Source organism: Agrobacterium fabrum str. C58 (assembly GCF_000092025.1).
GTDB classification, from domain to species: Bacteria; Pseudomonadota; Alphaproteobacteria; order Rhizobiales; family Rhizobiaceae; genus Agrobacterium; species Agrobacterium fabrum.
In genome coordinates this window covers 1,535,202-1,561,827 of the sequence record NC_003063.2, presented here as the reverse complement: position 1 = coordinate 1,561,827, position 26,626 = coordinate 1,535,202, and the positions used below count along the sequence as shown (strand labels likewise).

Sequence of the window (26,626 nt, the reverse complement as noted above, 5' to 3'; positions counted from 1 at the left end):
CGCTGTCGAGTCCTTCGCCGGCGAAATGCGGCGAAAAGCTGGGCACAAGGGTTAAATGCCCGAAAAAAGAGCGATTATTTTTACAAGCCCTGGGTGCCGGCCGCGCGATAAGCCTCCACCTGCCGCACCAGCCAATCCCGAAACAGCACGACCGGGGCGTGATTGGCACGCGAAAGCGGCGCCACCGCATAATAGGAACTGGGGCTTCTCGCCTGATGATCGAAGGCTTTCACCAGTTGCTTCGATTTCAGCTCGTTGTCGATCAGGAACAGCGGCATCAGCGCCACGCCAAGCCCGGCGATGCAGGCCTGCGCCACGCTGGAGAATTGCTCGAAGCGCATGCCCTGCGGCAAAGCGAGCGACAGGCCAAGGCTTTCGAACCAGTGGCCCCAGGCTCCCGGCCGCGAGGCCATATGCAGCAATGGCAGGGCAGCGATATCCTCGCCCTTTTCGACCGGGTGGGCGCTGAGGAATTGCGGGCTGCAAACCGGCGCGACCATTTCATGCATGAGAAAGGTGCTTTCCGCCCCCGGCCAGTCGGCCTGGCCGATATGGATCGCCATATCCAGCTGCTCACGCTCAAAATCGAATTGGCCGATACGGGTGGCGAAATTGATGGTGATTTCCGGATGGTTTGCCACGAAATCCGGGATGCGCGGCAGAAGCCAGCGGGTGCCGAAAGTGGGCAGCATGGCAAGATTCAGCGTATTGCCATGCGTTTTGGTCATGATCTGCAGCGAGGCGGAGCGTATCTCGCCAAGCGCCGCCGCGATCGATTTTGCATAAGCACTACCCTCGGTCGTCAGCGACACCCCGCGCGCGCCGCGCTCGAACAGGCGCACGCCAAGCTGTTCTTCCAGTGACATAACCTGACGGCTGATCGCCCCTTGCGTCAAGGCAAGCTCATCGGCGGCCGCCGAAAAACTGCCAAGCCGGGCAACGGAATCAAAGGCGGCAAGCGCACTGGTGGAGGGCAGGAGTTTACGGCTGAGAGACGTCATGACCTATTACTATAGGTAATGCAAAAATGAGTAAACATGGCTTGTGCGCGACGGCTGGGATAAGAATAATCCGGCCAGCAAATCCGGAGGCATACAGTGAGCGAACGCGCAGCATTTCATTGGCAGGACCCTTTTCTGCTCGAAGACCAACTGACCGACGACGAGCGAATGATCCGCGACAGCGCCGAGGCCTTCGGCAAATCCGAACTGCTGCCGCGCATCTCGGAAGCCTATCTTTCCGAAACCACCGAACCGGAACTCTTCCGTCTGATGGGACGCACCGGCCTGCTCGGCGTCACCCTGCCGGAAGAATACGGCGCAGCCAATGCCAGCTATGTGGCTTACGGCCTCGTCGCCCGCGAGGTGGAGCGGATCGACAGTGGTTACCGCTCGATGATGAGCGTGCAGTCCTCGCTCGTCATTCACCCGATCTTCGCTTACGGCTCGGACGAACAGAAGAAGAAATACCTGCCGGGCCTCGTTTCCGGTGAACTGATCGGCTGTTTCGGCCTCACCGAGCCGGATGCCGGCTCCGATCCCGGCGGCATGAAGACCCGCGCCGAAAAGATCGAGGGCGGTTATCGCCTGCGCGGTTCGAAAATGTGGATTTCCAACGCGCCGATCGCCGATGTTTTCGTCGTCTGGGCGAAATCGGAAGCGCATGACAATGAGATCCGTGGTTTCGTGCTGGAAAAGGGCATGAAAGGTCTTTCCGCCCCCAAGATCGGCGGCAAGCTTTCGCTGCGCGCCTCCATTACAGGCGAAATCGTCATGGATGGCGTGGAAGTGGGCGAAGATGCATTGCTTCCGAATGTTTCCGGACTGAAAGGCCCGTTCGGCTGCCTTAACCGCGCCCGTTACGGCATTTCCTGGGGCGTGATGGGGGCTGCGGAAGATTGCTGGTTCCGTTCCCGCCAATATGGCCTCGATCGCAAACAGTTCGGCAAGCCGCTCGCCGGCACGCAGCTTTACCAGAAGAAGCTCGCCGACATGCAGACCGAAATCGCGCTCGGCCTTCAGGCATCGCTGCGCGTCGGCCGGCTGATGGACGAACATAAGATGGCGCCGGAAATGATCTCCATCGTCAAACGCAACAATTGCGGCAAGGCGCTGGATATCGCCCGCCAGGCCCGCGACATGCATGGCGGCAATGGCATTCAGATCGAATATCACGTCATGCGCCATGCCCAGAATCTTGAAACGGTGAATACCTATGAGGGCACGCATGACGTGCACGCGCTGATCCTCGGCCGGGCGCAGACGGGCATTCAGGCGTTTTTCTGAGGTTTCATCCGCATCCCCTACACCAGGAAAAGGCCTTCGAAGTTCGCTTCGAAGGCCTTTGTTTTCGAACTCGGATGCTGACGTTCCAAGCGCTTGGCGAGGGGATTGCAAGACCGGATGATATGGCCGATAGGATGCCGTTTCTCTCCGGTCCTGATTGACGAGGCGATATCTGCGGCCCGACCCGACCGGAAAAACAAGGGGAAGATTTATGGCGATCGTGCCGGCATCTCATCACGACACCTTTCCCGACGCGGCACCGGCGGCCGTCTGGCCCTGGCCGGACAACAGCGGCGAATGCCATTGCTTCACCCTTCGTTACAGCCCGGACGACCAACCCACCGCCAATATGGCCGCTTCCCTGCCGCCGCAGCTTCTGCGGGCAGTGCCCAAACGCAAGGCGGAGTTTCTGGCGGGACGCCGATGCGCGGCGGAAGCCATACGTCGCCTCACCGGGCAGGCAGTATCTCCCGGGATGGGGGAAGACCGTGCGCCGATCTGGCCTGAAGGCGTGGTCGGCGCGATTTCCCACAGTGGTGACCGGGCGATCGCTCTTGCCGGCGCCGGCAGCAGGTTTTGCGGCATCGGTATCGATATCGAGAAGTTTTTGAGCGAAGAGGAAGCCGCCGATATCGCAACGCAGGCCCTGACAAATCACGAGCTTCACAGCCTCGGCAACGTCATCGATCCATTCATGACCGGACTGATTTTTTCGGCCAAGGAGAGCCTGTTCAAGGCGCTTTATCCAACTGTCAAACGGCTTTTCTTTTTCGAGGCGGCAGTATTATCCGCCTACGATGAGGAGGGTTCAGGAGCCCTGCGGTTGACCGCCGATCTGGACGGCGGATGGCGCAAAGGAACGGAGGTTCCCTTCCGCTTTGGCCGTTTCGAAGGCCTTCTTCTCACCCGCGTCCTTCTCCCGCGTTGAGAGAAAATTGTGCGATTCTGGTCTCCAAAGTTCATATTTTAAGTCGTTCTTCCCGTCATCCGAGTGAAACACTCAGACGATACACAGCCTGTTGGAATGATTCCAAACATTGAACGGTGGAGACACGACATGACCGACATCGATACGAGCAAGCTGTCCTGGGACGAGTGGGACGAACTGCAAAACCCGCCGCCGGCCGAAACCGATTTCGACCGTGTGGTTGAAAGCGCGATTTCCCGGCGCGGCTTTCTCGGTGGCGTACTTGCCTTCGGTTCGGCCGCGGCCGCCATGGGCACGCTCGGTAACCTGATGAGCAGCACCTCGGCCGAAGCGGCGCAAGCAGCGACCTCGCGCTTCCAGTTCAAGCCGGTGGCGGCAGCAACCGACCACACCATTCACGTCCCGGAAGGCTATAGCTGGAAGCCGGTTGCCAAATGGGGCCAGCCGCTGTTCTCCAACGTTCCCGATCTCGATCCCGCCAAGGGCGTCAGCGTCGAAAACTCCGACAAGGTCTTCGGCGAGAACACCGACGGCATGGAACTGTTCATGGTCGGCGCCCACCAGCTGATCGCCGTCAACCACGAATATGTGAACCCCGAAATCAACCTGCCGCATGCCGAAAAAGGCAATCCGAAGACGGCCGACGACGTGAAGATCCTGCAGAACATGCAGGGCGTCACCGTCATGGAAGTTGCCGAAGGCAAGGACGGCTGGCAGATCGTTCTCGACAGCCCGTTCAACCGCCGTATTCACCACAACACACCGATGAAGCTTTCCGGCCCGGCCGCCGGTTCCGATCTTGTCAAGACCGCCGCCGATCCAAAGGGTGTCGACTGTCTTGGCACCTTCAACAATTGCGGTGCCGGCCGCACGCCCTGGGGCACCTACCTCACCTGCGAAGAGAACTTCAACGGCTATTTCGGCACCACCGACGCCGCCTTCAAGCTACCTGACGATTACAAGCGTTATGGCATCGTTGCCGAGACGCGTTATGCCTATGAGAAGTTCGACGCGCGTTTCGACGTCGCCAAGAACCCGAACGAGCCGCGCCGCGCCGGTTACGTGGTCGAGATCGATCCTTCGGACGCCAAGTCCACCCCGATCAAGCGCACAGCGCTTGGACGCATCAAGCACGAAAACGCCGCCGTGGTCATTGCCCGCGACGGCCGCGTCGTCGTTTATATGGGTGACGACGAGCGTGGCGAGTTCCTCTATAAATTCGTCTCCAACGGCATCTATGTGCCGGGCGGCGATACCTCCAGGCTCCTTGACGAAGGCACGCTCCATGTCGCCAAGTTCGCCGATGACGGCGCTGGCGAGTGGGTCGCCCTCACGCCGGAAACGACAGGCATGAAGATCGACGAAATCTGCGTCTTCACCCGCCAGGCCGCTTCCAAGGTGGGTGCGACGACCATGGACCGCCCCGAATGGGTCGCGATCAACCCGGTTGCCATTGAGGCCTATTGCGCGCTGACCAACAACAGCCGCCGCGGCGAAATGAAGGACGGCAAGCTGCGCGCCAATGCCGGCGGCGACGCCATGGTCATCAATGCCGCCAACCCGCGCGAGAAGAACGAATACGGCCAGATCGTGCGCTGGTATCCGGAAAATGACGACCATGCGGACGCCAAGTTCAAGTGGGACCTGTTCTGCATGGCCGGCAATCCCACCGTTCACAAGGACGCCTATGCCGGCTCGGCAAACATCAACGAAGGCAACATGTTCAACTCGCCTGATGGCATGATGTTCGATAGCACCGGTCTGCTCTGGATCCAGACCGACGGCGAAGACAGCAATGAAGGCAACTTCGCCGGCCAGGGCAACAACCAGATGCTGGCGGGCGACCCGGCGACGGGCCGTATCGAGCGCTTCCTGACCGCACCGAAGGGTTCCGAAGTCACCGGCCAGACCTGGTCCGGCGACAAGCGCACCCACTTCGTCGGCATCCAGCACCCCGACGCTCCCTTCCCGGACGGCGAAGGCAAACTGCCGCGCTCGGCGGTCATCGCCATCAAGCGCGATGACAACGCGAAGATCGGCTGAGGCAAACGCAAAAAAAACGGCCGGATTGATTTGAAAGCAGCGATCCGGCCCCATTGACCACGCCTCATCGACTGAAAATGCCGTGAATCCGAAAGGATGCACGGCGTTTTTCTTGCCGGCAGTTCCGGCATTTCTTTCGTCAGCTCATTCGTCAGCACTACTAACTCGCTGCTGATTTTCCTTGACCGCAATATATCGCGCAATGGTTCCCGTGCTGATGCATCGACCCGGAGATCGGCGCAACGATACGCATTTATCTCCGGCCCTGCCGATGACGCGCAGCCGGCAACCGGGAATTCCCCACGAGGGACGCTCCTCAAGCCTGCCGGAACGTGCGGTTTGCCTGATCGAGCAGCGGTTTGAGGAAATACGACAATACGCTTCTTTCACCTGTCGTGATGAAGGCTTCCACCGGCATTCCGGGCATCAGGCTGAATTCTCCCAGCCGCTTTATCTGCTCCTGCGAGGTGGCGACGCGCACAAGATAATAGCTGGCGCCCGTTCGCTGATCCACCGTCACGTCAGCGGAAATACGCTCCACCGTTCCGGTGATTTCCGGCGTGGTTTTCTGATTGAAGGCGGAAAAGCGCAGGTTCGTCACCTGACCGAAATAAATCTGGTCGATATCCTGCGGCGCGACCTTGGCTTCCACTACCAGCTTGTCGACTTCAGGCACGATCATCATGATCTGTTCGCCCGGCGCAATGACGCCGCCGACCGTATGCACGGCGAGCTGGTGTACGACGCCATCCTGCGGCGCGAGAATATCGACACGTTTCAGCTGGTCCTCGGCCGCCACCCGCCGTTCGACATATTCACCGATACGGGCGTCCATTTCACGAAGATCGGACCCGACCTCTTCCGACCATTGCTCGTCGATCTGAAGGATTTGCAATGCGGTCTCACTGATCTTTGCCTCAATACCGGCAATGCCGGCCCTCAACCTGCCTATATCGCCATCGATATCCGTCGCCTGGCGTTCCAGCGTGCTGAGCCGGCTTTTGTCCAACAATCCCCTTTCTTGCAGGGAACGAAAGCGGATGAGTTCCTCATCGACCATGCCCTGCTCGCGGACATTCGCCGCACGCTCGGCTTCCAGGCCGCTGATCTCATCGCGAAGCTGCCGCACGCGCTGTTCCAGCTGGCGCTTTTTGCTTTCGCGGACGGCCCTGCGGTCTTCATAAAGCCTCTGTTCGGCATTCATCATCGCCAGAACTTCTGCATCGCCGGCCCGGTCGCGCAACGATTGCGGAAACACCACGCTGGCCGCCCGGTCGCGCTCGCCCTCCAGCCGCGCCTTGCGGGCGGTGAATTGATCGAGGCTTTTAACGACGATGGCCAGATTGGCCCGCGTCATCGTTGCATCGATGCGCATGACGACGTCGCCGGCCTTCACCCGGTCGCCGTCGCGCACCATCAGTTCGCTGACGACGCCGCCCACCGGATGCTGGACTTTTTTCAGGCTGGTTTCCACCACCAGCGAGCCCTGCGCGATCACCGCGCCGACGATCTCGGTGCCAACCGCCCAACCGCCGAACACGCCCGTCAGGGTGAGAAAGCCGAGCCCGCCAACCAGAAGGTGGCTGCGGATCGAACGTCTGAGTGCCTGCCATTCATCCATTTTCATACCTTTCCTGGTTCCGTGGTCTGCACGACCTTGAGGGCACCGGCGGAACCGCCGACCGGGCGCAGCACCTTGGCGAGCACTTCCTCCTTGGCGCCGAATGCCTGCTGACGGCCATCGGCGAGCATCAGCACCTTGTCCATGGCCAGAAGCGCGCTCGGGCGGTGGGCGATGACAATGGCCACGCCGCCACGCTCGCGAATGCCGAGAATGGCGGCCGTCAGCGCATCCTCACCTTCGGAATCGAGATTGGAATTCGGTTCATCAAGCACAACGAGGAAGGGATCGCCATAGAGCGCCCGTGCAAGGGCTATGCGCTGCTTCTGCCCCGCCGATAATTGCCGCCCGGTTTCACCCACGTCGGTGGAATAACCGTCCGGCAGGCTGACCACTAGATCGTGGATACGGGCCGCCCGCGCCGCCGCGATGATTTTTTCCGGACTCGCCTGCCGGTCGAAGGAGGCGATGTTTTCGGCAATGGTGCCATCCAGAAGCTCGATCATCTGCGGCATGTAACCGATATGGCGTGCCAGTGCTTCCGGCGGCCATTGATCCAGCGTCGCACCATCCAGCCGGATCGCACCCTTGACCGGCCGCCACAAACCGACGAGCAGACGCGCAAGGGAACTCTTGCCCGATCCGCTCGCCCCGATCACACCGAGGCCACTGCCGGCCGCAAGCGTAAAGGCGATATCCTGCAAAACCGGTTCGGTCGCTTCCGGCGGAATGGCGTTGACGCGCTCGACGGATAGAAGGGCCTGCGGTGCAGGCAGGTCGAGCCGCATGGCGGCATCCGGCAGCAGCGCCAGTGTTTTTTCAAGCCGATAACGGCTTTGCCGGGCCGCGATAAAACCCTTCCAGTTGGCAATGGCGAGATCGACCGGCGCCAGCGCCCGCGCCGACAGGATGGAGCCGGCGATGATGATACCGGGTGTCGCCTGCTCGTTGATGACGAGCCAGGCACCGACGGCCAGAATGCCGGATTGCAGCAGCATACGCAGCACCTTGCTCGCGACACCGAAACCCGAGGCGATATCGCTTGCGGAACGCTGCTCGCGCACATAAGCGCGATTATCCGTCTGCCAGCGATCCCGCAACGGTGAGGCCATGCCCATGACGGCGATGATATCGGCATTGCGGCGGGTGGCTTCGATCAGCCGGTTGCGCCTGGAGGCATGTTGCGCGGCCTCCTCCACGGGACGCCTGGAGACAAGCTCCGTCATCAGCGTGAACACCGTGAGAATGGCCGCGCCCGCAAGAGCCGTAACGCCGAGCCAGAAATGGAAGGCAAAGCAGATGGCGATATAAAAAGGCAGCCAGGGCAGATCGAAAAGCGCGGTCGGCCCGCTTCCCGACAGGAAAGAGCGGATCGTATCGAGATCACGAAGCGGCTGGGCCTGACGGCCGCTGACGGGCAGGCGCAATTGCAGGCCGATCACCGCATCATACACCTTCGTTGACAACACCTGATCGAGACGATCGGAGATACGCACCAGCAAACGCCCGCGTATGGCGTCGAACAGCCCCTGAAACGCATATAACACCGCCGCGATGGCGAAGAGGGCCACCAGCGTCGGCAGGCTTCGGCTCGGCAGCACACGGTCATAGACTTCCATCATGAACAGCGAGCCGGTGAGATAGAGAATATTGACCAGAGCACTCATCAGGCCGATGCCGATGAAGGCTGTCACGCAACCTGAAAAAACACCCTTGAACCGGCGAACATTATTATTGGCAGAATGAAAACGCATTTTACTATCCGTTGAGATCGCGGCGTCCGTAACAGCTGGCGACAACATGCCGGTGACAACCGTCCGCAAACGAGAAAAAGGCGCATCCCGAAGGATACGCCTTTCAAGGGTCAGGCGAAGCGGAAGTCGTCGATGACGAACTGCTCGGTCTTCACGCCGTCAAAGGTGATGGTCGATCCATCCTTGAAGGCGATCTGCGCACCATCCTCACCGTCCGTGAAGGAGCCGGAGGCGATGAGCGCCCGGTAATCAGCGAAGACCTCCTTCGAGAGTTCGACGACATCCTTGCCGTCAGCGCCGGCCTGGAAGTCCGTCACCACATCCCGGCCGCTGCCGGTAGCGAAGACGAAGGTATCCGCACCGCTGCCGCCGGTCAGGACGTCGTTGCCTGCCCCGCCGCTCAGCGTGTCGTTACCCGAACCGCCGCTGATCTCGTCGTTGCCGTCGCCGCCATAAAGCACGTCATTGCCGGCACCGCCCATCAGCACGTCATTGCCGGGGCCGCCGTCAACCACGTCATCGCCCTCACCGGCGATCACACGGTCGTTGCCGGAGCCGGCATCCACCATGTCGTTGCCGGAGCCAGCCGACAGCCTGTCGTCACCAGCGCCGCCTTCGATCATGTCCTTGCGGCTTGTCCCGATCAGCACATCGGCGCCATCGCTGCCTTCGACGATGTTGTATTCGGTATAACCATCGACCGTGACGGTGGTCGTGCCCGTCGATTCACCACCATTGGCATCGCGCACGGTATAGGTGAGCGTGACAGTCGCCTGCTGGTCGTCTTCCAGCTTTGCGAAGGCGGAGGAAGGATCGGCCACCAGCTTGCCGTCGACTAGCGAGAAGGCTGCCGCCGCCTGCTCGTTCGTCAGGGAGAGACCGGCAACGGCCGTCACCGCAACACCGACCAGCGCCAGACGGTCACCCTCAATATCCTTGTCATTGGCCACGAGATCAAAGACGCCCTTGTCCTTTTCTCCGATGGCAATCAAGTCGGCAACCGCGACCGGAGCGTCGTTGACCGCCTTGATGGTGACGGTAACAGTACTCTCGGTCGCGGCGCCCTTACCGTCGGAGACGACGACGGTGAAACTGCCGGTTCCGTTGACATTTTCATTGGGCGTGTAGGTCCACGCGCCGGTTTCCGCGTTGATCCGGGCGATGCCGTTCACGGCGTCGGCCTTCAGCGCGAAGGAGAGCGTGTCACCGTCGGCATCGGTCGCAACGATCCTGCCGCTGACGGCCGTGTCTTCCTCCGTTTCGACATTGGCCGACGAAGAGAAGACCGGCGCGTCATTAACCGGCTTGACGTTGAAGGAGGCCGTCGCTTCGCTCACCCCGCCGCGACCATCGGCAATACTGTAACGGAAAGCCGCGTCGCCATTAAAATCGGCAGAGAGCGTGAAGCGGATGCCGGTTTCCTCCAGCACCGCCGTGCCGCCGACCGGGGCCGAGACGCCGGTGACCGTCAGGCCATCGAGATCAGCGTCGCGGTCATTGCCAAGCAGCGTGGCGAAGGAGATGACGAAGGACGGCGCGTCTTCGTTTACCGCCGCAAGCCCGTCATCCGCCGCAACCGGGCCACGATTGACGAGACCCTTGACGATATCGCCCCGGTTCAGGACCACACCATCGGCAAAGGACAGCCTCTCGATGCCGCCATCGGCAAGCTGGTTGCTCAGCGTCAGCGTCTCACCATCGGCCAGTTCGATGACCACGGACTGGCCGTATTTGCGCAGAACCGCTTCGCTGCGGTCGATGTCATAGAGAGACAGGCGGTCAACCGAACCGGATGCCGAGGCCGTCTCGACGATGACGTCGGACCCGTCTCCGCGTCCATAACGATAACGGTCCGACCCATCACCGCCAATTAGCAGGTCATTGCCACGGCCGCCTTCGATGAAATCGTCGCCGAGACCGCCGGCGATCATGTCGTCGCCGTCATCGCCCCACAACTCGTCATTGCCGGCGCCGCCGGAAAGGGCGTCATTGCCCGTACCGCCCGCCAGCGCATCATCGCCCGCGCCGCCATCCAGCCGGTCATCGCCGCCGAAACCCTGCAGTTCGTCATTGCCTTCAAGGCCGAACATCGTTTCTGCAGCCGCTGTTCCCACGAGCACGTCAGCGCCATTGGTCCCGACGATACGGTTCACTTCAAGTCCGGATTTGAGATCGACCACGGTCAAATTGTCGAAGGTCAGGCCGGCATTACCCCAGGAATAGAGGCCGAAAGTACCGGCAGCGAGCCCACGATCACCGATCGGATAGGCAAACAGCGCCTCTTCATTGAGGAAGGCTGTGATCTTGTCGCCGATCACCTCGACGCGCAGTTTCATCTCCTGCCCCGGTTCATATTTGCCCGGCACCTGCGCCAGGATCTCTTCGATCCCGTTTTTCATGCGCACAAGATTAAATATACTGCCGGCACCGTTGCCGGGATTACGATCAAGAATACCGTCAGCGTCGAGTTCGAGCTTGTAGTAGTTCTTGCTGTCCTTGTAACGGAACAGGAAGCCGAGACCATCCTTGTCAGGCGTCTGGAAATTCGCCTCGATGGCATAATCCGTCCACGCCTGCGCCGCCGGATCGTTGAACAGGGCATAGGTTCCGAGACGCAGCACATTGACGCCGTCGCCCATCGGGCTCCATCCGCGCTTGTACTTGTCGGAATTGGTTGCACCGTTCCACGTCAATTCGCGGCTCATGAGCCCCGTCGTCTGGAGAAGCTTGCCATCGGAAATCAGCCATTCCGACGACTTGCCGTCCGCACCGATGCCGCCGAATTCGCCTTCATCAACGATCTTGAACCGCGCCATCGCTTCAGCGGTTGAGAAGTTCTCGGCCACGAGGATTTTCGTCTTGTCCACCACGGTTACGTCGATCCGGTCCGTCGAAACGGAGCCTTGAGCGTCGCTGACCATGAGAAGCAGCTTGTTGACGCCGACATTGAGATCGGCATCCACTTTTTTGCCTATCGCAACGACGTTGCCGTCGAGGTCAGTCCAGACGAAATCGCGCAGTTGCCCTGCTGAAAACGAACTTGAAGCGTCCAGCCTGACGGAAACCTTGCCATCACCGTCGAAATCATAGACACGCTGATCGATGCCCGCTTTCGCAGTGGTGGCGGCCTTCGTTACGACAATATCATCGAAAACCGATGCGCGTTGGCCGCTTGAATACAGACCGACCGTACCGCCGGAAAGTGGAGACGTCACATCCACCACAGGCCCGCCGAAAACGTTCTTGTCTCCCAGGAAAACATTGATCGCGCCATCAACGATGGCAACGGTCAACGGAATATCCATATTGTAAGGCGAACCTTCATTAACGGAGGCAAGAAGCGTCTCGACACCATTCGAAACCTTGACCAGTTGACGACGGTTGGCCTCGCCATCCATCGTAAAGCGGTAATAATTCTTCGCATCGCTATAGTAGAAATAGACACCGATCGCGTCGTTATCGAGTTGGGTCAGCGTCGCCTCGAAAACGTAATTGCTCCAGCCGGATGATTGAGCACCGATGTATACCAGCTTGTTGCCCGTTGCATCGCTCTGGTCGAAAAGGGCAGCTTCAGGCGCATCGAGACCGTCGCCCGTCGTCGAGCGCGAAAACACCGTGCCCTTCAGCAGGAAGTTTCCGGTATTGCCGTCGGTTGCGCCAAAGTCGGTCGCCCAGCCATCCGCCTTGCCGTCATTGAAATTATCAACGAGCAGCGTGCGGTCACCGCGCACCAGGACATCGAGTGTATCGCTGGTTTTGACACCGTTGACGTCCGTTGTGGTCAGGGTCAGCTTGTGTTTGCCAAGCGAAAGATCGGCGATCGCTTCCTTGCCTTCGGCGACGACATCACCATTGCTGTCTGTCCAGACGAAACTCCGGATGTCCTGCGAACGCAGCGATTTCGCCGCGGAAAGAGCGACATTGGCGACTGACGCACCGCTTGCGGCGCTGGCGACGATATCGTCACCGGCATCGGCCATGGCGCGGGCCTTCCCCTGCCCGACATAGATGTTCTCGAACACTTCCTGATGGCCGCGATAATAACCGGTCAGGCCGTCGCGATCGAGTTCAGGCTTCGTTCGATAACCATCGAGGTAATCGTCAAAAGCCGTGAAATAGGTTTCCGTCGTTATGCGATTATTGTCCGGATCGATGGTGATAAGGCGGATTGCACCATTGCCGCCGTTATTGCCGCGCGACTCTATGCCGTTGCCGGTGATTTCACGCGAGACACCGTTCTGATAGTTGACCAGAAACTGGAAGACCGGTTCGCCGTACTGGTTATAGGTGATGTCCGTTTCCGCCCCGTCGCCGAAAATGTGGCCGGAGAAGGTCATGACGATGTTCGGATAACGTGCAAGAAGGGCACGGGCAACATATTCGCCGTCATTTGCACCGCGCTGGTCTGTGCGCATGCCGTAATCGTAGCCCGCACCCTCGTCATAAAGCGGCAGGGCCAGATTGTCCTGACGTGTTGCGTAGCTTGTCAGCGAATGGGTGGCAAGCATGACACGATGATCGGGGAACTTCTCGATGACGTCACCCGCCCAGCGGATCACGTCGTCGCGCGGGCCGAATTCGAGCGAGATCGACAGCCATTTCGTGCCATCAGGCGCGGTAAAGGTACTATAGGTGTTGCGGGCAGCTGTCTTTTCCTGATCGTAAGCGCCACCGAAAACGCCGGCATTGGTTGCCGCCTGCTTTTCCGCCGAAAAGCGGCTGTCCAGTTGATCGGAGGAATGATTTGCGGCGTTGCCGTATGTCCCCTGGTCGTGATTGCCGGGAAGCAATGCGTAGGGAAGCTTGCCATCCAGCTTGCGCAGCGCAGCTTCGGCGATATCCCATTCGGAAGACTTGTTGTTCTGGGTTATGTCGCCGACGTGGCTCATGAAGACGATCGAATGGTTTTGACGATTGTCGACCAGCCACTGCGTCATGTCACCGAAAAGATGCTTGATACCGTCGTTCGAGGTGTAGTCCTGCGTGTCGGGAAAAACGGCGATGGTATAGGCGTTGGGGCCGGCCACCCGCACGCGAAAATCGTCGGTCACGCTTTTGCCGGCGTCGTCGGTCGCAGTCACACGGACATCAGAATGCCCTAGCTCCGCAAAATCGAGCGTCAGTTTGCCGCCGGCATCAAGTGTCGCGGCAACCACCTTGTTTTCGCTGTTCTGGACGGTGAAGGTGAGCTTTTCACCGGAAAAGTATTTGGCGAGATCAATCGTCGCATTGGCGGCGTCGGGCGTGACCATCATGTCCTTGATCGGGGCGATTTTTGCCACCGTTGAGGGAGCAACGGCCGCAGTTTCGCCAATACCGAGGATGCCCGCACCCTCCGGCGTCGTAAACTGCAAGGAGGTTCCCTTCGCGGTGATGGTCCCGGTTCCCATCACGGGAGCGGCGGAACCATTCGAAAAACGGGTCTCGATGGCACCGATCTGCTCGGCCGCCTGCTTCATCGAATCCGGCACGATGCCTGACGCCTTGGGTCCGCCGAGCAAGGACATCTCGTCCTTCGACAACGATTTCTGCAGGAAGAGAAAATTGCTGAGATAACCGGGAGACGTTTCGCCATCCTCATCGGAAAAGATTAGGAAACCCTTCTGCAGATCGATCGCGAAACGGCTGGCACTGGACGACGCGATTTGCTGGGTCGCAACAAATTCGCCATTGACGTATTTGTTCATCGACAGCGTACCGTCGGTGTTTTTATCGATCGTCAGACCGATCCGGTTCCAGGCATCCAGTTTCGCCGTGCCGCGATAATTGCTGCTGATACCGAGGCCGTAGCTGTCACCGCTCGCCTTGCCAAAAATATCACCGTCGCTGACGTTCGTAACATCCGTCTGCAGGAACGGCATCCAGCCGGTGGAGCCGTTCGACGGGAAATAGACATCGTAAACAAGGCTGTAGGACGTCGCCATGCCACTGCCATTGGGCGACACGAGGATGCTCTGCTGTTGGGACAGGCGCGGAACGGTCAACAGCCAGTCGGACGAGGTTTCGATGGGATTGGCGATGGAGTTTTGAGAAGTTGTCATCTCTTTGGCCTTTTTCGTGAAACGGGGTGGCCCTGAGGCCATGGCGTCACGATTAGAGATGCGGACTAACGCCCGGATGACGATTTCTTAACAAACTGTAAATCCGCCATAGCGTTTTCCCATGCCCGCCATCGGTTTCCGCCGGTAAGGTTAATGGCGGCTTCCGGCGAGCGTCATGCCTTTGTCAGCGTTTTGACGGATGATCATGGCGCGCCGGCAAGTGTCGTGTCGGCCGGCGGCAGAACAGGAACCCATGTCGATCACCCAGCTGAAGGCCTTTCACATCGTGGCGCAATCGGGCGGTTTTTCGCAGGCCGCGCGGGACATGGCGATCAGCCAGTCCACATTGTCGGCCCATGTGCGGGATCTGGAAGCGATCGGCGGTGTCAACCTTCTGGAGCGCAAACCACGCGGCGTCAGCCTCAGCCCGCAGGGACAGCGCCTGTTCGAAATCACCGCACGCCTGTTTCAGGCCGAGAACGAGGCAACGGCCTTTCTGCGCGGCGAGGCCGGCGCGGCAGGCGGTCATCTGCGCGTCGCGGCGGATGGCCCCATCCTGCCGCTGCCGATCCTCTCACGGCTGAAAGCGGAACGTCCGCAGCTGACCTTTTCCCTTTCGGTCGACAATTCCGCACGGGTGGTGGAGCAGATCATCGACTACCGCGCCGACGTGGCCATCACGGCCCGCGCGCCGGATGACGATCCGCGTCTTTATGGCGTCAAGTTTCTCAGCATGCGCCTTGGCCTCTGTGTGCCGATCTCCCACCCGCTCGCTCAGCGCGACAGCGCTTTCGTTGCCGAACTGGAGGACATGTCCTTCGTCATGCGCGAACGGGGATCGCGCACCCGTGAAATCTTCGAAAAGAACCTCGCCGATCACGGTATTTCCATCCAGCCGGTAATCGAGATTTCCTCACGCGAGGGCGTGCGGGAAGCCATTGCCAATGGGGTTGGATGCGGCGTGGTCGCCGACCTGGAATTCGGCCACGATGCGCGCCTTGCCTTTGTGCCGCTGTGCGACGCCAACGAGCTCATCGACGAATATGCGATCTGCCTCGCCGAACGGCGGCATCTGCCGCTGTTGCGTCGGTTCATCGAAGAGGCCGGCCGGGCCTGATTGCGGCCCGGTCACAACGCCAGAGACCGATTATTGCGGCCGATCAGAACACGTTCCGGTGCACATCGCTCATCGCCCGGCGCAGATCATCGACCGCGGACGCCGTCTGTCCCGGTTCATCGTTGAGCGCCGGCGGCATTTTCCAGCCGGGGTCGATGCCTTCCATGTTCGGCAGCTCATGCGCGATGCCCTTGTGGCAATCGATGCAGGTGGCCTTGCCCGTCAGCAGATATTTCGAATGAATATCGGCGGCGCGCTGCGTCTGTTTGGTAAAGTCCATGGCGACAGAGGAGTGGCAATTGCGACATTCCAGGCTGTCATTGGCCTTCAGGCGCGACCATTCGTGCTGGGCAAGCTCCAGCCGTTTGTCGAGGAATTTCTTGCGGGTGTCGATGGTGCCGAAAATCTTGCCCCAGACTTCCTTGGAAGCCTGCATCTTGCGGGCAATCTTGTCGGTCCATTCGTGCGGCACATGGCAATCCGGACAGGAAGCACGCACGCCGGAGCGGTTGGAGAAATGCACCGTCCGGGTCAGTTCTTCATAAACATTGGCGCGCATCTCGTGGCAGGAAATGCAGAAGGCTTCCTTGTTGGTCATTTCCAGCGCCGTGTTGAAGGCGCCCCAGAACATCACCCCGCCGACGAAACCGCCAAGCGTCAGGAAGGCGAGGCTGAGCGTACCCGCCGGCGTGGTCAGAACCGCCCAGAGCCAGATGAAGAGTTTTTTGATACGGGCAATCATCATTCGCTACCCGCCGGTTTCACGCCCATCGTGCTCATGTCCTCGAACGTGTTGGGCACGAGCGGCCGCGTATCGGCCTGCGGCACATGGCAGGCGGTGCAGAAATAACGCCTTGGCGAAACATCCGCCAGCATCTGGCCTTCCCGCGTCATGTAATGGGTGACGCTGATCATCGGCGCACCGGAATCCTGCGTGAATTCGCGTTTGTGACAGGACAGACAGCGATTGGCATTGACCGACAGCTGGTAGCCGTCAATCGAATGCGGGATGACCGGCGGCTGTTCCGGATAGGCACGCATGCGCCGGAAGTCGTCAATCACCCATTTCGGCAGCGGTTTGGCCGGCTCGGTCTTCATGGCATCGCCGCGCGGGCCGGACAGTTCCGGCACCATCTGCGCAACGGCCCCCGTCGCAAGAGCCACAACCAGAAGCGTGGCGGCGATCCATCCGTGTTTCCTGATCATGCGACTGGCTCTATCTTGACTGCGCATTTCTTGAAATCCGTCTGCTTGGAGATGGGATCGGTTGCGTCAAGCGTCACCTTGTTGATCAGCTGGCTGGCATCGAACCAGGGAACGAAGATGACGCCGGGCGGCATGCGGTTGCGGCCACGCGTTTCCACCCGCGAGCGGATTTCCCCGCGCCGCGAGACGATGCGGATTTCCGCGCCCTGATTGAGCCCGCGCTTGCGCGCATCATCGGCATTCATGAAACAGCGGGCGCCGGGAAACGCCTTGTAGAGTTCCGGTACGCGCATGGTCATGGAACCGGAATGCCAGTGCTCCAGCACCCGGCCCGTCACCAGCCACGTATCGAATTCCTGGTCGGGAGATTCCGCCGGCGGCTCGTAAGGCACGGCGATGATGACCGCCCTGCCGTCCTTGTTGCCGTAGAACTTCACACCCTCGCCGGGTTTGACATAGGGGTCGTAACCCTCGCGGTAACGCCACAGCGTTTCCTTGCCATCGACGACAGGCCAGCGCATGCCGCGCACCTCGTGATAGGCATCGTAAGGCGCCAGATCGTGGCCGTGGCCGCGCCCGAAAGCAGCATATTCCTCAAACAGGCCCTTCTGCAGATAGAAGCCGAAATCACTGGATTCCTGGTTCTTGTAGTCGGCGTTGATTTCGCTCAGCGGGAACTTGCCGACATCGCTGTCCTTGTAGAGCACCTCGTAAAGCGTCTTGCCGCGATAGGCGGGATTGGCGTCGAGTATTTCGGCCGGCCATACCTCGTCGGTGGTGAAACGCTTGGAAAACTCCACCAGCTGCCAGAGGTCGGAACGCGCCTCGCCCGAGGCCTCCACCAGCTGGTGCCAGACATGGGTGCGCCGCTCGGCATTGCCATAGGCCCCCTCCTTCTCCACCCACATGGCGGCGGGCAGGATGAGATCGGCGCTCATGGCGGTGATGGTCGGATAGGCATCCGAAACCACGATGAAGTTTTCCGGGTTGCGATAACCCAGATAGGTCTCGTTCTTGGTGTTGGGGCCGGCCTGGACGTTGTTGTTGACCTGCACCCAGTAGAAATTCAGCTTGCCGTCATGCAGCATGCGGTCCTGCTGCACGGCGTGGTAACCCGGCTTTTCCGGGATGATGCCATGCGGAATGCGCCAGATTTCCTCGGCATGTTTGCGGTGTTCCGGGTTGGTCACCGTCATGTCGGCCGGCAGGCGGTGGGCGAAGGTTCCCACTTCACGCGCCGTGCCGCAGGCTGAGGGCTGGCCGGTGAGCGAGAACGGACTGTTGCCGGGCTCGGAAATCTTTCCGGTCAAAAGATGGATGTTGTAGACCATCTGGTTGGCCCAGACGCCGCGGACATGCTGGTTGAAACCCATGGTCCAGAGCGACATGACCTTGCGTTTCGGGTCGGCATAAAGCTCGGCCAGTTCCTCCAGGAAGCCGGCTTCCACCCCGGTCATGGCGGCGGTTTTTTCCAGCGTGTATTCGGAGACAAATTCCTTGAAGGTCTCGAAATCGATCGCTTCCGTCTTGGTCGGATCGGCAGAATTGGCGGCATTCACCTCAACCGGATCGTCTGGCCGCAGGCCATAACCGATATCGGTGACGCCGCGCACGAATTTCGTGTGGTTCCTCACGAAGTCTTCGTTGACGCGGCCGGTCTTGATGATGTGGTTGGCGATGTAATTGAGGATGACGAGATCCGTGCCCGGCTTGAAGACCATGGGGATATCGGCAAGATCCATGCTGCGATGGGTGAAGGTCGAAAGCACCGCCACCCTCACATGGTCGAAACCCAGACGCCGGTCGGCGATGCGGGTCCACAAAATGGGGTGCATCTCCGCCATGTTCGAGCCCCAGAGCACGAAGGCATCGGCATGTTCGAAATCGTCGTAGCAGCCCATTGGCTCATCCATGCCGAAGGTGCGCATGAAGGCATAAGCGGCCGACGCCATGCAGTGGCGGGCATTGGGGTCGAGATTGTTGGAGCGGAAGCCGGCGCGCATCAGCTTGGTCGCGGCATAACCTTCGAAGATCGTCCATTGGCCGGAACCGAACATGCCGACGGCCGTCGGTCCCTTTTCCTTCAGCACGCGCTTGCATTGCTGCGCCATCACGTCGAAGGCCTCGTCCCAGCTGACAGGCTCGAACTCGCCATCCTTGGCGTAGACGCCGTTTTTCTTGCGCAGAAGCGGGGTCTCGAGGCGGTCCTTGCCATACATGATCTTGGAGAGGAAATAGCCCTTGATGCAGTTGAGGCCACGATTGACCTCCGCCTGCATGTCGCCATGGGTGGCAACGACCTTGCCTTCCTTGACGCCGACCATGACGCCGCAACCCGTGCCGCAGAAACGACAGGGCGCCTTGGACCATTTGATCTGCAATGCGGAAACACCGCCCGGCACCGGCTGGGCGGCGGCCGGCAGCGCAATGCCCGCCGTTGCCGCCGCAATGCCGGCAGCATGCGCCTTCAATAGATTACGCCGCGTCAGTTCGCTGCTCATCGCCGCCTGTCTCCTCTGTATCGACGTGTTCGAAAACCATGTTGGCGGCAATCACACCGTCGAGTGTCGAAATATAAGTGAGCGTGTCGCCCAGCATGCCGGTGCTCTTGCCGTCTATGACGATCACGATTTTGCCGTTGCCCTCGCCGTGAACCTCGACATTGTCGAGCGTCAGAAGCGTTGCAAACACGGCGTCCCGCATCTGGGGCATCACCGCAACCACAGCGCTTGAGACATGATATCGGCCTGTATTCTCAGGCATATTGCGTCTCCCTGGCTGTTTCCTTGATCTTGATCACACCGACTGGGCAGACGGACACGCAGGCCCCGCAGCCGGTGCAGGCATCCTCGACAAGCGCGGGCACGAAGGGGCCGCCGCGGCGGGGACGAAACCGGATAGCCTCGGTCGGGCAGGCATCGCGGCAGGCCTGGCAATCGACATTGCCAAAAGCGAGACACCCCTCGCCGATCGCCATGACGTGATCGAAGCTATGTGCGTCAGGCGTCGCAAAAACCGGCTCGGGACAGGCTTGCGCGCACTTGCCGCAAAATGTGCACTCCCCGGCAGAGAAATTCACCGAAGGCAAACCGCCTACCATGGTGATGATGCCGGTGGGACAGGCTTCAACGCATTTTGCGCAACCGCTGCAGGCGGCGAGGTCGCTCAACGCGACCCCGGGGGGACAGATACGCATTTCCCGTTTCTGTCCGCCGCGCAGAAAATCGCGCCGGCTGAGTGAGACGTCCATCGTCATTTCGCCCTCAATGGCCGGGGGGGCCCGGCGGCCCGTAAATGATCTGGAACATCCAGACGATGAAGCCAAAGGCTCCGACAAATCCGACCGCCAGCACAGGCCAGATTCCAAAGGCCAGAACGGCGAAGGTAATAAGCTCCTTCGTCCGGCTCGGCTTTCCATCCGCGTGTAGAGGCGCGACTATTTTAGGCATATTCGCGTTTCCCTGTTCGGTTCACACCATCATCGGCCAAAAGGATTGAATATTCAACCATTTGATTTTATTGATTATTTATCAAAACTAACATTCATCAAGACCGCCCGTCTAAGTCACTGATTTCATGTTGTGCTTTTGCCGAAAAAATAAACAAAGAGCGCAAGGAGGGCAAAAATGGATGCCGGAGACGCCGGGCAATCTGCGTTCTCAACCACACGCGCCGGCCTCGTCGGTGCCAGGCGCGCGCATGAAGGGCAGGAAGCCCTGAAGCCAGATGCCGAAACTCGCAGCCCACAGGATAGCACTGAGGCCGTGATGATAGGGTGACAGGACTGCTGCGACATCGAATTCGGGCAGGATACGGGTGAGCCCTGCCATCACCATCAGGGCAGCCGCTGCATGCGCCTGCCAGGGCAGATGTTTCAGATCGCGTCCGGTGTGCCGTAGCCCGGCAATGATGAAGACGGCCATAATGGCGCAGCCAAGCGCGCCGACCGACAGCAGGTGCAGCCCTGCGGCAGACGTAACGGAAAAGCCGAGCCGCGTCGCCCCGAGCGCCAGAAATCCCGCCCCGGCAAAGGCATTGCCGAGCGCCAGCAACAGGACCTCGGTCCTGAAGACGGCGCGGCCGATGAACCATTCGGCCAGCCGGTCGAAAAACGCGGCACCGGCCGCAAGCGCCAGCCAGGCGCAGACGTCGCTTTCCGGAAACAGAAGTTTTGCTGCCATGTACAGCGTCACCATGGCACCCGCCATATGCTGGCGTCCGGGATGTGGCCGGTAAGGCGTGGTCTCGCCGCTTGGATCGAGCGCCAGATTGATGACGACGACGTTGATGCGCGCGGCCGAGAGCGAGAAAAGCACGATGAAGATGCACAGCGCCGCCTCCAGACAGCGGACCGCGAATTCCAGATCACCCATCCACCAGGCGTAGCGCACGCCCGTCTCCGCCGCCGCAAACAGAATGAGCCAGACGAGGAACGCCAGATGTTTCGTCGTTCGCCGCACCAGCATCGCCTTGCCGATAAGGACGGAGAGCGCGAGCAGAAACGCCAGATCAAAAAAGCCCGCCAGCAGGCTCCACGTATCCGCCCCCACGAAACCGATCAGGCGGCCCGGCAGCCAGAGGCCGGCGAGACAAAGCAGCGTGCGGCCCGCCGCCGCTTTCGTATCGGTCCATTCAGGCACTGCCGAACCGAGAAAACCAGCGAGCGCCATGCCATAGGTGCCGAAAATCATTTCATGGGCATGCCATTGCGAGGGCGGAACGGCATTGGCGAAAGGTAAGGCGTAGCCGCCGATGACAATCCACAAAAACGGCCAGACCGCGCCATGCAGGGCGGCCAGAGGGAAAAACAACCGCAAAGCTTCCGAAAGAATTGGTGGTTGCCTCATCGCATCCGCTCCTTTGCCGAAAACAATTCAGCGAAAGCCGGGCTTTCGGACAGGAATTCCACCTCGTCGAACACCGCGCGCGCCATGCGTCGCCCCGGCGAACCGTCCGGAGTATGCGCGGCAACAACGCGGCCATCGACGCCCGAGAGCACGATCAGCCTGTCGGCCACCAACAGCGCTTCATGAAGATCATGGGTGACGAGAAGCGTGGAAAAACCACGCCTGCGAGCGGCATCCACCAGAAGTTCCTGCAAATGCCGGCGCAGGCCGACATCGACGGCACTGAAGGGTTCGTCCAGAAACAGCATATCCGGCTCCACGGCGAGCGCCCGCGCCACCCCGGCACGCTGGCGCATGCCGCCGGAAAGCTCGACCGGATATTTGTGAAAATCCGTCTCTTCCAGACCAACTTCCAGGGCAAACTGCGCCACGATCTCCCGCCGCAGCCGTTTCGGTATGCCGACTGCCGCAAGCCCGTAGGCGATATTGTCGATCAATGTCATCCATGGCAGCAGCCGCGGTTCCTGAAACACCAGCCCCTGCCGGCGGTAATTGCGCTGTACCCGGCCGCGAACGGGATCGATGATACCGGCCGCGATCTGCAAAATCGTCGTCTTGCCGCTGCCGGAAGGGCCGAGCAGCGCAACGGTTTCCCCCGGCGCGATGCTCAGATCGAAATTCTCAAACAGGCTGCGGCCGAGAAAGGCGTGGCCGACCTGTTCGAAACTGAGGGCAAAATGGTCGCTCATCGTTTGACACCCCATGGCAGCCCGGCGGCGCGCCAGCGTTCCAGCGCTTCGCGCAGCAGATGCAGCAGGCCGTAATCGGTCAGCAAGGCAAGGCCGACCGTGATGGTGAGCCAGGCGCTGACCTGGGCGATATCGAACAGCGCCCTCGCGGTTGCCAGTTCGCCGCCAATGCCGCCGGAATTCGACAGAAGCTCGGCCATGACGGTCACTTTCCAGGCGCTGCCGGCCGTCGTCGTCCAGGCCGGGAAGAGATAGGAGAGAACATGCGGCATGGTGACCGTGCGCAGGCGGTAGAACCATGGGGCGCCGAAAGCCTGCGCCATCACCTCCAGCTGCCGGTCCCGCTTGGCGACACCTTCCAGCGCGCCAGCGAAAGAAACCGGGGCGGAGGCGATGACCACGGTCATGATGGCCGTGCCACCCGACGAGCCGAACCAGATGAGCGCCAGCACAATCCAGCCGATGGGCGGCACGCCGAGGAGGACGGTGACGACAGGCTTCATCAGCCGCATGGCCGCGAAGGAGTAACCGGCCAGCACACCCGCCACCGTGCCGATGCCGGCGGCGATGGCAAAACCCGTCAGCGCCCTGACGGCGCTCTGCGACAGGATCGCGAAAAAATCCGGCCGCGCCGCCAGAAGCCCGATCGCCGCGAAAGTCTCACCCGGCGAAGGCAGGATGAAGGAGCCATAAATCTCATGGCCGGCCTGCCAGGCGGCGAGAAAACAGAAAATGCCTGATAGCCCGGCCCAGCCCGCCCAGAGATAGCGACCCGTCCAGCCAAGGCTTTCAAGAATGCGGTTCATGCCTGCTACACCAGATAAAAGCCGTCATCCGGCCGCCGACCGCCGATGATGGCCGGGTGCGCCTTGGCGAGTTCATCGTAAAATGCCTCGAGATCGGCGCGTGCGGCGCTCGCCTTCAACGCCGACAAATGGCTCGTCGGAAAGGAGGCAGCGATGATCTCCGCCGGGAAACCGAGGGCATCGGCGGCGGCCGCCGCCGCCCTTTGCGGATCCGCTAGAGCGCTGGCAAGCGCCGCTTCCACGCCCGCCTGCAAGGCCCCAATGCCAGCCTTGCCGAGCTTTTCCTGAACCTGCGAGGTCAGGGCGAGCCCCGCCTGCGGGATTTCGGGCTTGCCCGCCACCTTCGCCCAATCCTGCTGGATGTCGATGGTGCGATGAGCGGTCATGAAAAACGACTTTGCCTTGATCAGCACCGCAGTTGCGGCCGGTTCGCTCAGCAGCGCAGCATCCACCCTGCCCGTCAGCAGCAATTGCACGGCCTCCGGTGGCGAGGCGGCATATTCCAGCTTGATATCGCCGGGCTTCAAGCCTTTTTCAGCGACCAGCCGGCGCAAGACGAAATCGGGCATATCGTTCTTGAACGGCAGAGCGAGCGTCTTGCCGGAAAGGCTTTCCAGCGACGTCAGCGTTTCGTCCTTCGACACCACATAGAGCAGACCGGTGGTCAGCACGTTCAGAAGCCCAAGGCCGAGGCCGCGATTATGCAGATTGGCAGCGCCGTAGCTCGGCATCACCACCGCCCCCATCGAGCCGGAGGCAACGGCGGCGCGCATCTCGTCCGGGGTTTTCCAGGCCTTGAAGACGGCCTCAGGCGCAACATCCTTCAGGAACCCGCCTTTTACCGCATGGGCCAGCACGGCCGAGGGTGCTGCGGGTGGACCGTAAAAGACAAATGGAGCTTCGGCCCTCAGGATCGATGGCGCGGCAAGGCTCGCAACGGTCAACCCGGAAAGCAGCGACAGCGCCCGGCGTCGTGTGTAACTGGTCATGGTCAGTCCTTTCCGCGTTCAGAAACGCGCCTTGATACCGGCATAAAATCCGCGTCCGTCGCCCGGCAGATAGACCGCCTGACCGGCGCTTGCCTCATCGAGAATGAGTGTGGAGGAGGCGTAGGTCTTGTCGAAGACGTTGGTGACGGCGCCATAGACCGAGAACCTGTCATTGACACGATATTCGGTCCGCAGATCGACCACCGCATAGGGATCGGCATACAGGGTGTTCATGTTATCGACCGGTGTCTTGGACGGGACCCATTGCAGCACCGCGCCGATATCCCACTGTTCGAAAAGGGCATATTGTACGGCGAGATTGACGACCTGGCGCGGCGCACCGGCCAGCCGGTTATCACCGCGCACCGGATCGTCCCGGAAGAGGAAATCCTGCAGCACATAAGCGAGACGGGCGGTCAGGCCATCCAGCACCTCACCAGAAACGCCAAATTCCAGACCGGCATGAACGGTTTCATCCGCGTTGAAGGCGGAGAGCAGCGAACCGCTGCTGTCGCGCAGGCTGAGCAATTCGTTCTCCACCCAGGAATAATAGGCGGTGGCGTCGATATTCCAGGAGCCGCGCTCGCCGCGCCAGCCGATTTCAACCGTGGTGGCGGTCTGTGCCTTAAGATCGGGCGTCGAAAAGCCGGTGGGCGAGGCGTTCGGCGTGCCGCCGGTGGTGCCGAGAAGATCGTCATGGGTCGGCGGCTCGAAACTGCGGCTGACGGCGGCAAACAACATGTCGCTGTCACCCGGCCGCCAGCTGATGCCGAGCGCCGGCGACCATCCGCTATAGCTGCGCTCATAGCTCGTATCCACGGCGGCCACCGAAGAGGCGACTGCGCCACCCGGTCCGAAGCTCAGCCGCGGCCGACCCGCGGCCCGCCAGAGGTCCTCATTGTCACGGGTGGCGTGGGTATAGGAAAGCGATGGCGACAACGTGAGCGTTTCCGAAAGCGGGACGTTCAGGCCCACATTCAAGGATAGCGTCGACGCATCGAGATCGTTGCTGGAAAAGGCCGGACCATCGCCCCCTGCCCGGTTGATATGATAGGTGCGTTCCGCCGATCCGACCGTATAAAGCGCAGACGCCTCGAACAGCGGCAGCAGCGCATCGGCATCGGGCTGGTAGGCATAACGCAGAAGCCCCGTCACATCACCGCCATCTGTACGCCGCACGCCGCTCGAGACAGGGAAACGGAACATGTCCCTGGTATAGGTGTAACCCAGCCCGATATCGAACAGATGATCGCCGAGTTCGATCGAGCTGCGCGAACCGATGACGAACTGACTCGCTTCCCGGCGCGGTTTGTCACGCGTCACATTCGGGCCGAGGCTGATTGGCGGACCGGGCGAAACCTGCCGTGGGTCGGCATCCATGGCACTTTTCGTCAGGGGGCCTGCCACGTCGAAACCAAGATCGGTATAGCTGGCAAAGACACGGGTTTTGACCGTGTCGGACACATCCGCCTCGATCACCCCTCCAACGCTTAACCGGCGTGATTCATTATAGACGCGATAACCGTCGCGGCGGCTGGCATCGGCATAAAAGCCGGCTGCAAAGCGATCCGCATCGAAGCCGGTGCGCAGGGAAGCGTCCGCCTGCCCGAAGCTGCCGCCGCCGGCGGATATGCTGGTTCCTTTCTCCACCGGCGAAGCGAAATTGATCGCTCCGCCAAGCACGCTGGCGCCCAGCCGGTTGGCGGTGTAACCGCGATAGATTTCTATGAGACTGGCCTGACCTGGATTGGCCAGCCCAACGATGTAAGAACCATCGGCGCGGTTGATCGGCAGCCCGTCCTTCAGCACCAGAACGCCACGTTCGACCGGGTTCTGCTGCAGCCCGGAGCCCCTGATCTGAATGCGCGGCTGATCGTTGCCGCCGAAAAAGCGCTGGACGACAACGCCGGGCGCAGATGCAAGTGCATCCGCAAGCGTCGGCACGGCAGTCAAGGTTCGGTCCTGAGGCTGAAGCGCGGAAACACCACCCGGAATGGCGTTCAGCCGCTTTCGCGCCTGCTCCACGCCATCCGCCCATCTGCTCCCCTCAACCGTGATCCTCTCCAGAACCGTGGTCGAACCCGGCGTGGCCGATTGCGCCAGCGCAACACCGGAAACCCCGGCCATCAGACCTGTCGTTATCGTGAAAAACCCAGCCTTCAGCCCCCGCATATGCCACCCCTTCAGTCATGTTCTGCGTGCACCGGGAATGACATTTTGCAAGAACGGCCTCTTTGCGC

19 protein-coding genes are annotated in these 26,626 nt (G+C 60.6%); 4 read left to right on the top strand and 15 right to left on the bottom strand.

Annotated elements, in window-relative coordinates:
• Positions 1 to 80: 80 nt before the first annotated feature.
• A complete protein-coding gene (locus tag ATU_RS20715; RefSeq protein WP_010973832.1) occupies positions 81 to 1,001 on the bottom strand; it encodes a LysR family transcriptional regulator in 921 nt (306 codons plus the stop codon).
• A 96-nt stretch (positions 1,002 to 1,097) separates the two neighbouring features.
• Between ATU_RS20715 and ATU_RS20710 the strand changes: the two genes are divergently transcribed.
• From ATU_RS20710 to ATU_RS20700, 3 genes are all read left to right on the top strand, one after another.
• Positions 1,098 to 2,285 (top strand): acyl-CoA dehydrogenase, encoded by a 1,188-nt coding sequence (locus ATU_RS20710; protein ID WP_010973831.1) that lies wholly within the window; start codon positions 1,098 to 1,100, stop codon positions 2,283 to 2,285.
• Positions 2,286 to 2,496: 211 nt separating this feature from the next.
• Positions 2,497 to 3,213 (top strand): 4'-phosphopantetheinyl transferase family protein, encoded by a 717-nt coding sequence (locus ATU_RS20705; protein WP_010973830.1) that lies wholly within the window; start codon positions 2,497 to 2,499, stop codon positions 3,211 to 3,213.
• 129 nt (positions 3,214 to 3,342) lie between these two features.
• Entirely contained in the window at positions 3,343 to 5,256 is a 1,914-nt protein-coding gene (locus ATU_RS20700; protein WP_010973829.1) for a PhoX family protein, read from the top strand.
• Between the two features lie 316 nt (positions 5,257 to 5,572).
• On the opposite strand, the gene ATU_RS20695 is transcribed toward ATU_RS20700, so the two are convergent.
• From ATU_RS20695 to ATU_RS26930, 3 genes are all read right to left on the bottom strand, one after another.
• Positions 5,573 to 6,877 carry an HlyD family type I secretion periplasmic adaptor subunit gene (locus ATU_RS20695; protein WP_010973828.1) on the bottom strand — a complete coding sequence of 435 codons (1,305 nt, stop codon included), beginning with the start codon at positions 6,875 to 6,877 and terminating at the stop codon, positions 5,573 to 5,575.
• Positions 6,878 to 6,879: 2 nt separating this feature from the next.
• Entirely contained in the window at positions 6,880 to 8,631 is a 1,752-nt protein-coding gene (locus ATU_RS20690; RefSeq protein ID WP_010973827.1) for a type I secretion system permease/ATPase, read from the bottom strand.
• A 110-nt stretch (positions 8,632 to 8,741) separates the two neighbouring features.
• Positions 8,742 to 14,672: an Ig-like domain-containing protein gene (locus tag ATU_RS26930; protein WP_035257655.1), complete on the bottom strand. Its 5,931-nt coding sequence runs from the start codon at positions 14,670 to 14,672 to the stop codon at positions 8,742 to 8,744.
• Positions 14,673 to 14,925: 253 nt separating this feature from the next.
• On the opposite strand from ATU_RS26930, the gene ATU_RS20680 reads away from it, so the two are divergent.
• On the top strand, positions 14,926 to 15,789 hold the full coding sequence (locus tag ATU_RS20680) for a LysR substrate-binding domain-containing protein (protein ID WP_010973825.1): 864 nt from the start codon (positions 14,926 to 14,928) through the stop codon (positions 15,787 to 15,789).
• A 43-nt stretch (positions 15,790 to 15,832) separates the two neighbouring features.
• On the opposite strand, the gene ATU_RS20675 is transcribed toward ATU_RS20680, so the two are convergent.
• From ATU_RS20675 to ATU_RS20625, 11 genes are all read right to left on the bottom strand, one after another.
• Positions 15,833 to 16,528 (bottom strand): cytochrome c3 family protein, encoded by a 696-nt coding sequence (locus ATU_RS20675; protein WP_269709029.1) that lies wholly within the window; start codon positions 16,526 to 16,528, stop codon positions 15,833 to 15,835.
• 2 nt (positions 16,529 to 16,530) lie between these two features.
• Complete coding sequence (locus ATU_RS20670; protein ID WP_010973823.1) at positions 16,531 to 17,022, bottom strand: nitrate reductase cytochrome c-type subunit; 492 nt, start codon at positions 17,020 to 17,022, stop codon at positions 16,531 to 16,533.
• Positions 16,992 to 19,496 carry a periplasmic nitrate reductase subunit alpha gene (gene napA, locus ATU_RS20665; protein ID WP_010973822.1) on the bottom strand — a complete coding sequence of 835 codons (2,505 nt, stop codon included), beginning with the start codon at positions 19,494 to 19,496 and terminating at the stop codon, positions 16,992 to 16,994. The genes ATU_RS20670 and napA overlap by 31 nt, the downstream gene beginning before the upstream one ends.
• Complete coding sequence (locus ATU_RS20660; protein WP_010973821.1) at positions 19,471 to 19,758, bottom strand: chaperone NapD; 288 nt, start codon at positions 19,756 to 19,758, stop codon at positions 19,471 to 19,473. The genes napA and ATU_RS20660 overlap by 26 nt, the downstream gene beginning before the upstream one ends.
• Entirely contained in the window at positions 19,751 to 20,251 is a 501-nt protein-coding gene (gene napF / locus ATU_RS20655; protein ID WP_010973820.1) for a ferredoxin-type protein NapF, read from the bottom strand. Before napF ends, ATU_RS20660 begins: the two co-directional genes overlap by 8 nt.
• Before the next feature lie 7 nt (positions 20,252 to 20,258).
• The gene (gene napE, locus ATU_RS20650) at positions 20,259 to 20,444 is read right to left on the bottom strand and encodes a periplasmic nitrate reductase, NapE protein (RefSeq protein WP_010973819.1); all 186 of its coding nucleotides are present in this window, start codon (positions 20,442 to 20,444) and stop codon (positions 20,259 to 20,261) included.
• A 210-nt stretch (positions 20,445 to 20,654) separates the two neighbouring features.
• Entirely contained in the window at positions 20,655 to 21,842 is a 1,188-nt protein-coding gene (locus ATU_RS20645; protein ID WP_010973818.1) for an NnrS family protein, read from the bottom strand.
• The gene (locus ATU_RS20640) at positions 21,839 to 22,591 is read right to left on the bottom strand and encodes an ATP-binding cassette domain-containing protein (protein ID WP_010973817.1); all 753 of its coding nucleotides are present in this window, start codon (positions 22,589 to 22,591) and stop codon (positions 21,839 to 21,841) included. Before ATU_RS20640 ends, ATU_RS20645 begins: the two co-directional genes overlap by 4 nt.
• Positions 22,588 to 23,397, bottom strand: coding sequence for an ABC transporter permease (locus ATU_RS20635; RefSeq protein WP_010973816.1), 810 nt, complete (start codon positions 23,395 to 23,397; stop codon positions 22,588 to 22,590). Before ATU_RS20635 ends, ATU_RS20640 begins: the two co-directional genes overlap by 4 nt.
• 5 nt (positions 23,398 to 23,402) lie before the next feature.
• Positions 23,403 to 24,386 (bottom strand): ABC transporter substrate-binding protein, encoded by a 984-nt coding sequence (locus ATU_RS20630; protein WP_010973815.1) that lies wholly within the window; start codon positions 24,384 to 24,386, stop codon positions 23,403 to 23,405.
• An 18-nt stretch (positions 24,387 to 24,404) separates the two neighbouring features.
• Positions 24,405 to 26,558, bottom strand: a complete 2,154-nt coding sequence (locus tag ATU_RS20625) for a TonB-dependent receptor family protein (protein WP_010973814.1) — start codon at positions 26,556 to 26,558, stop codon at positions 24,405 to 24,407.
• Positions 26,559 to 26,626 lie beyond the last annotated feature (68 nt).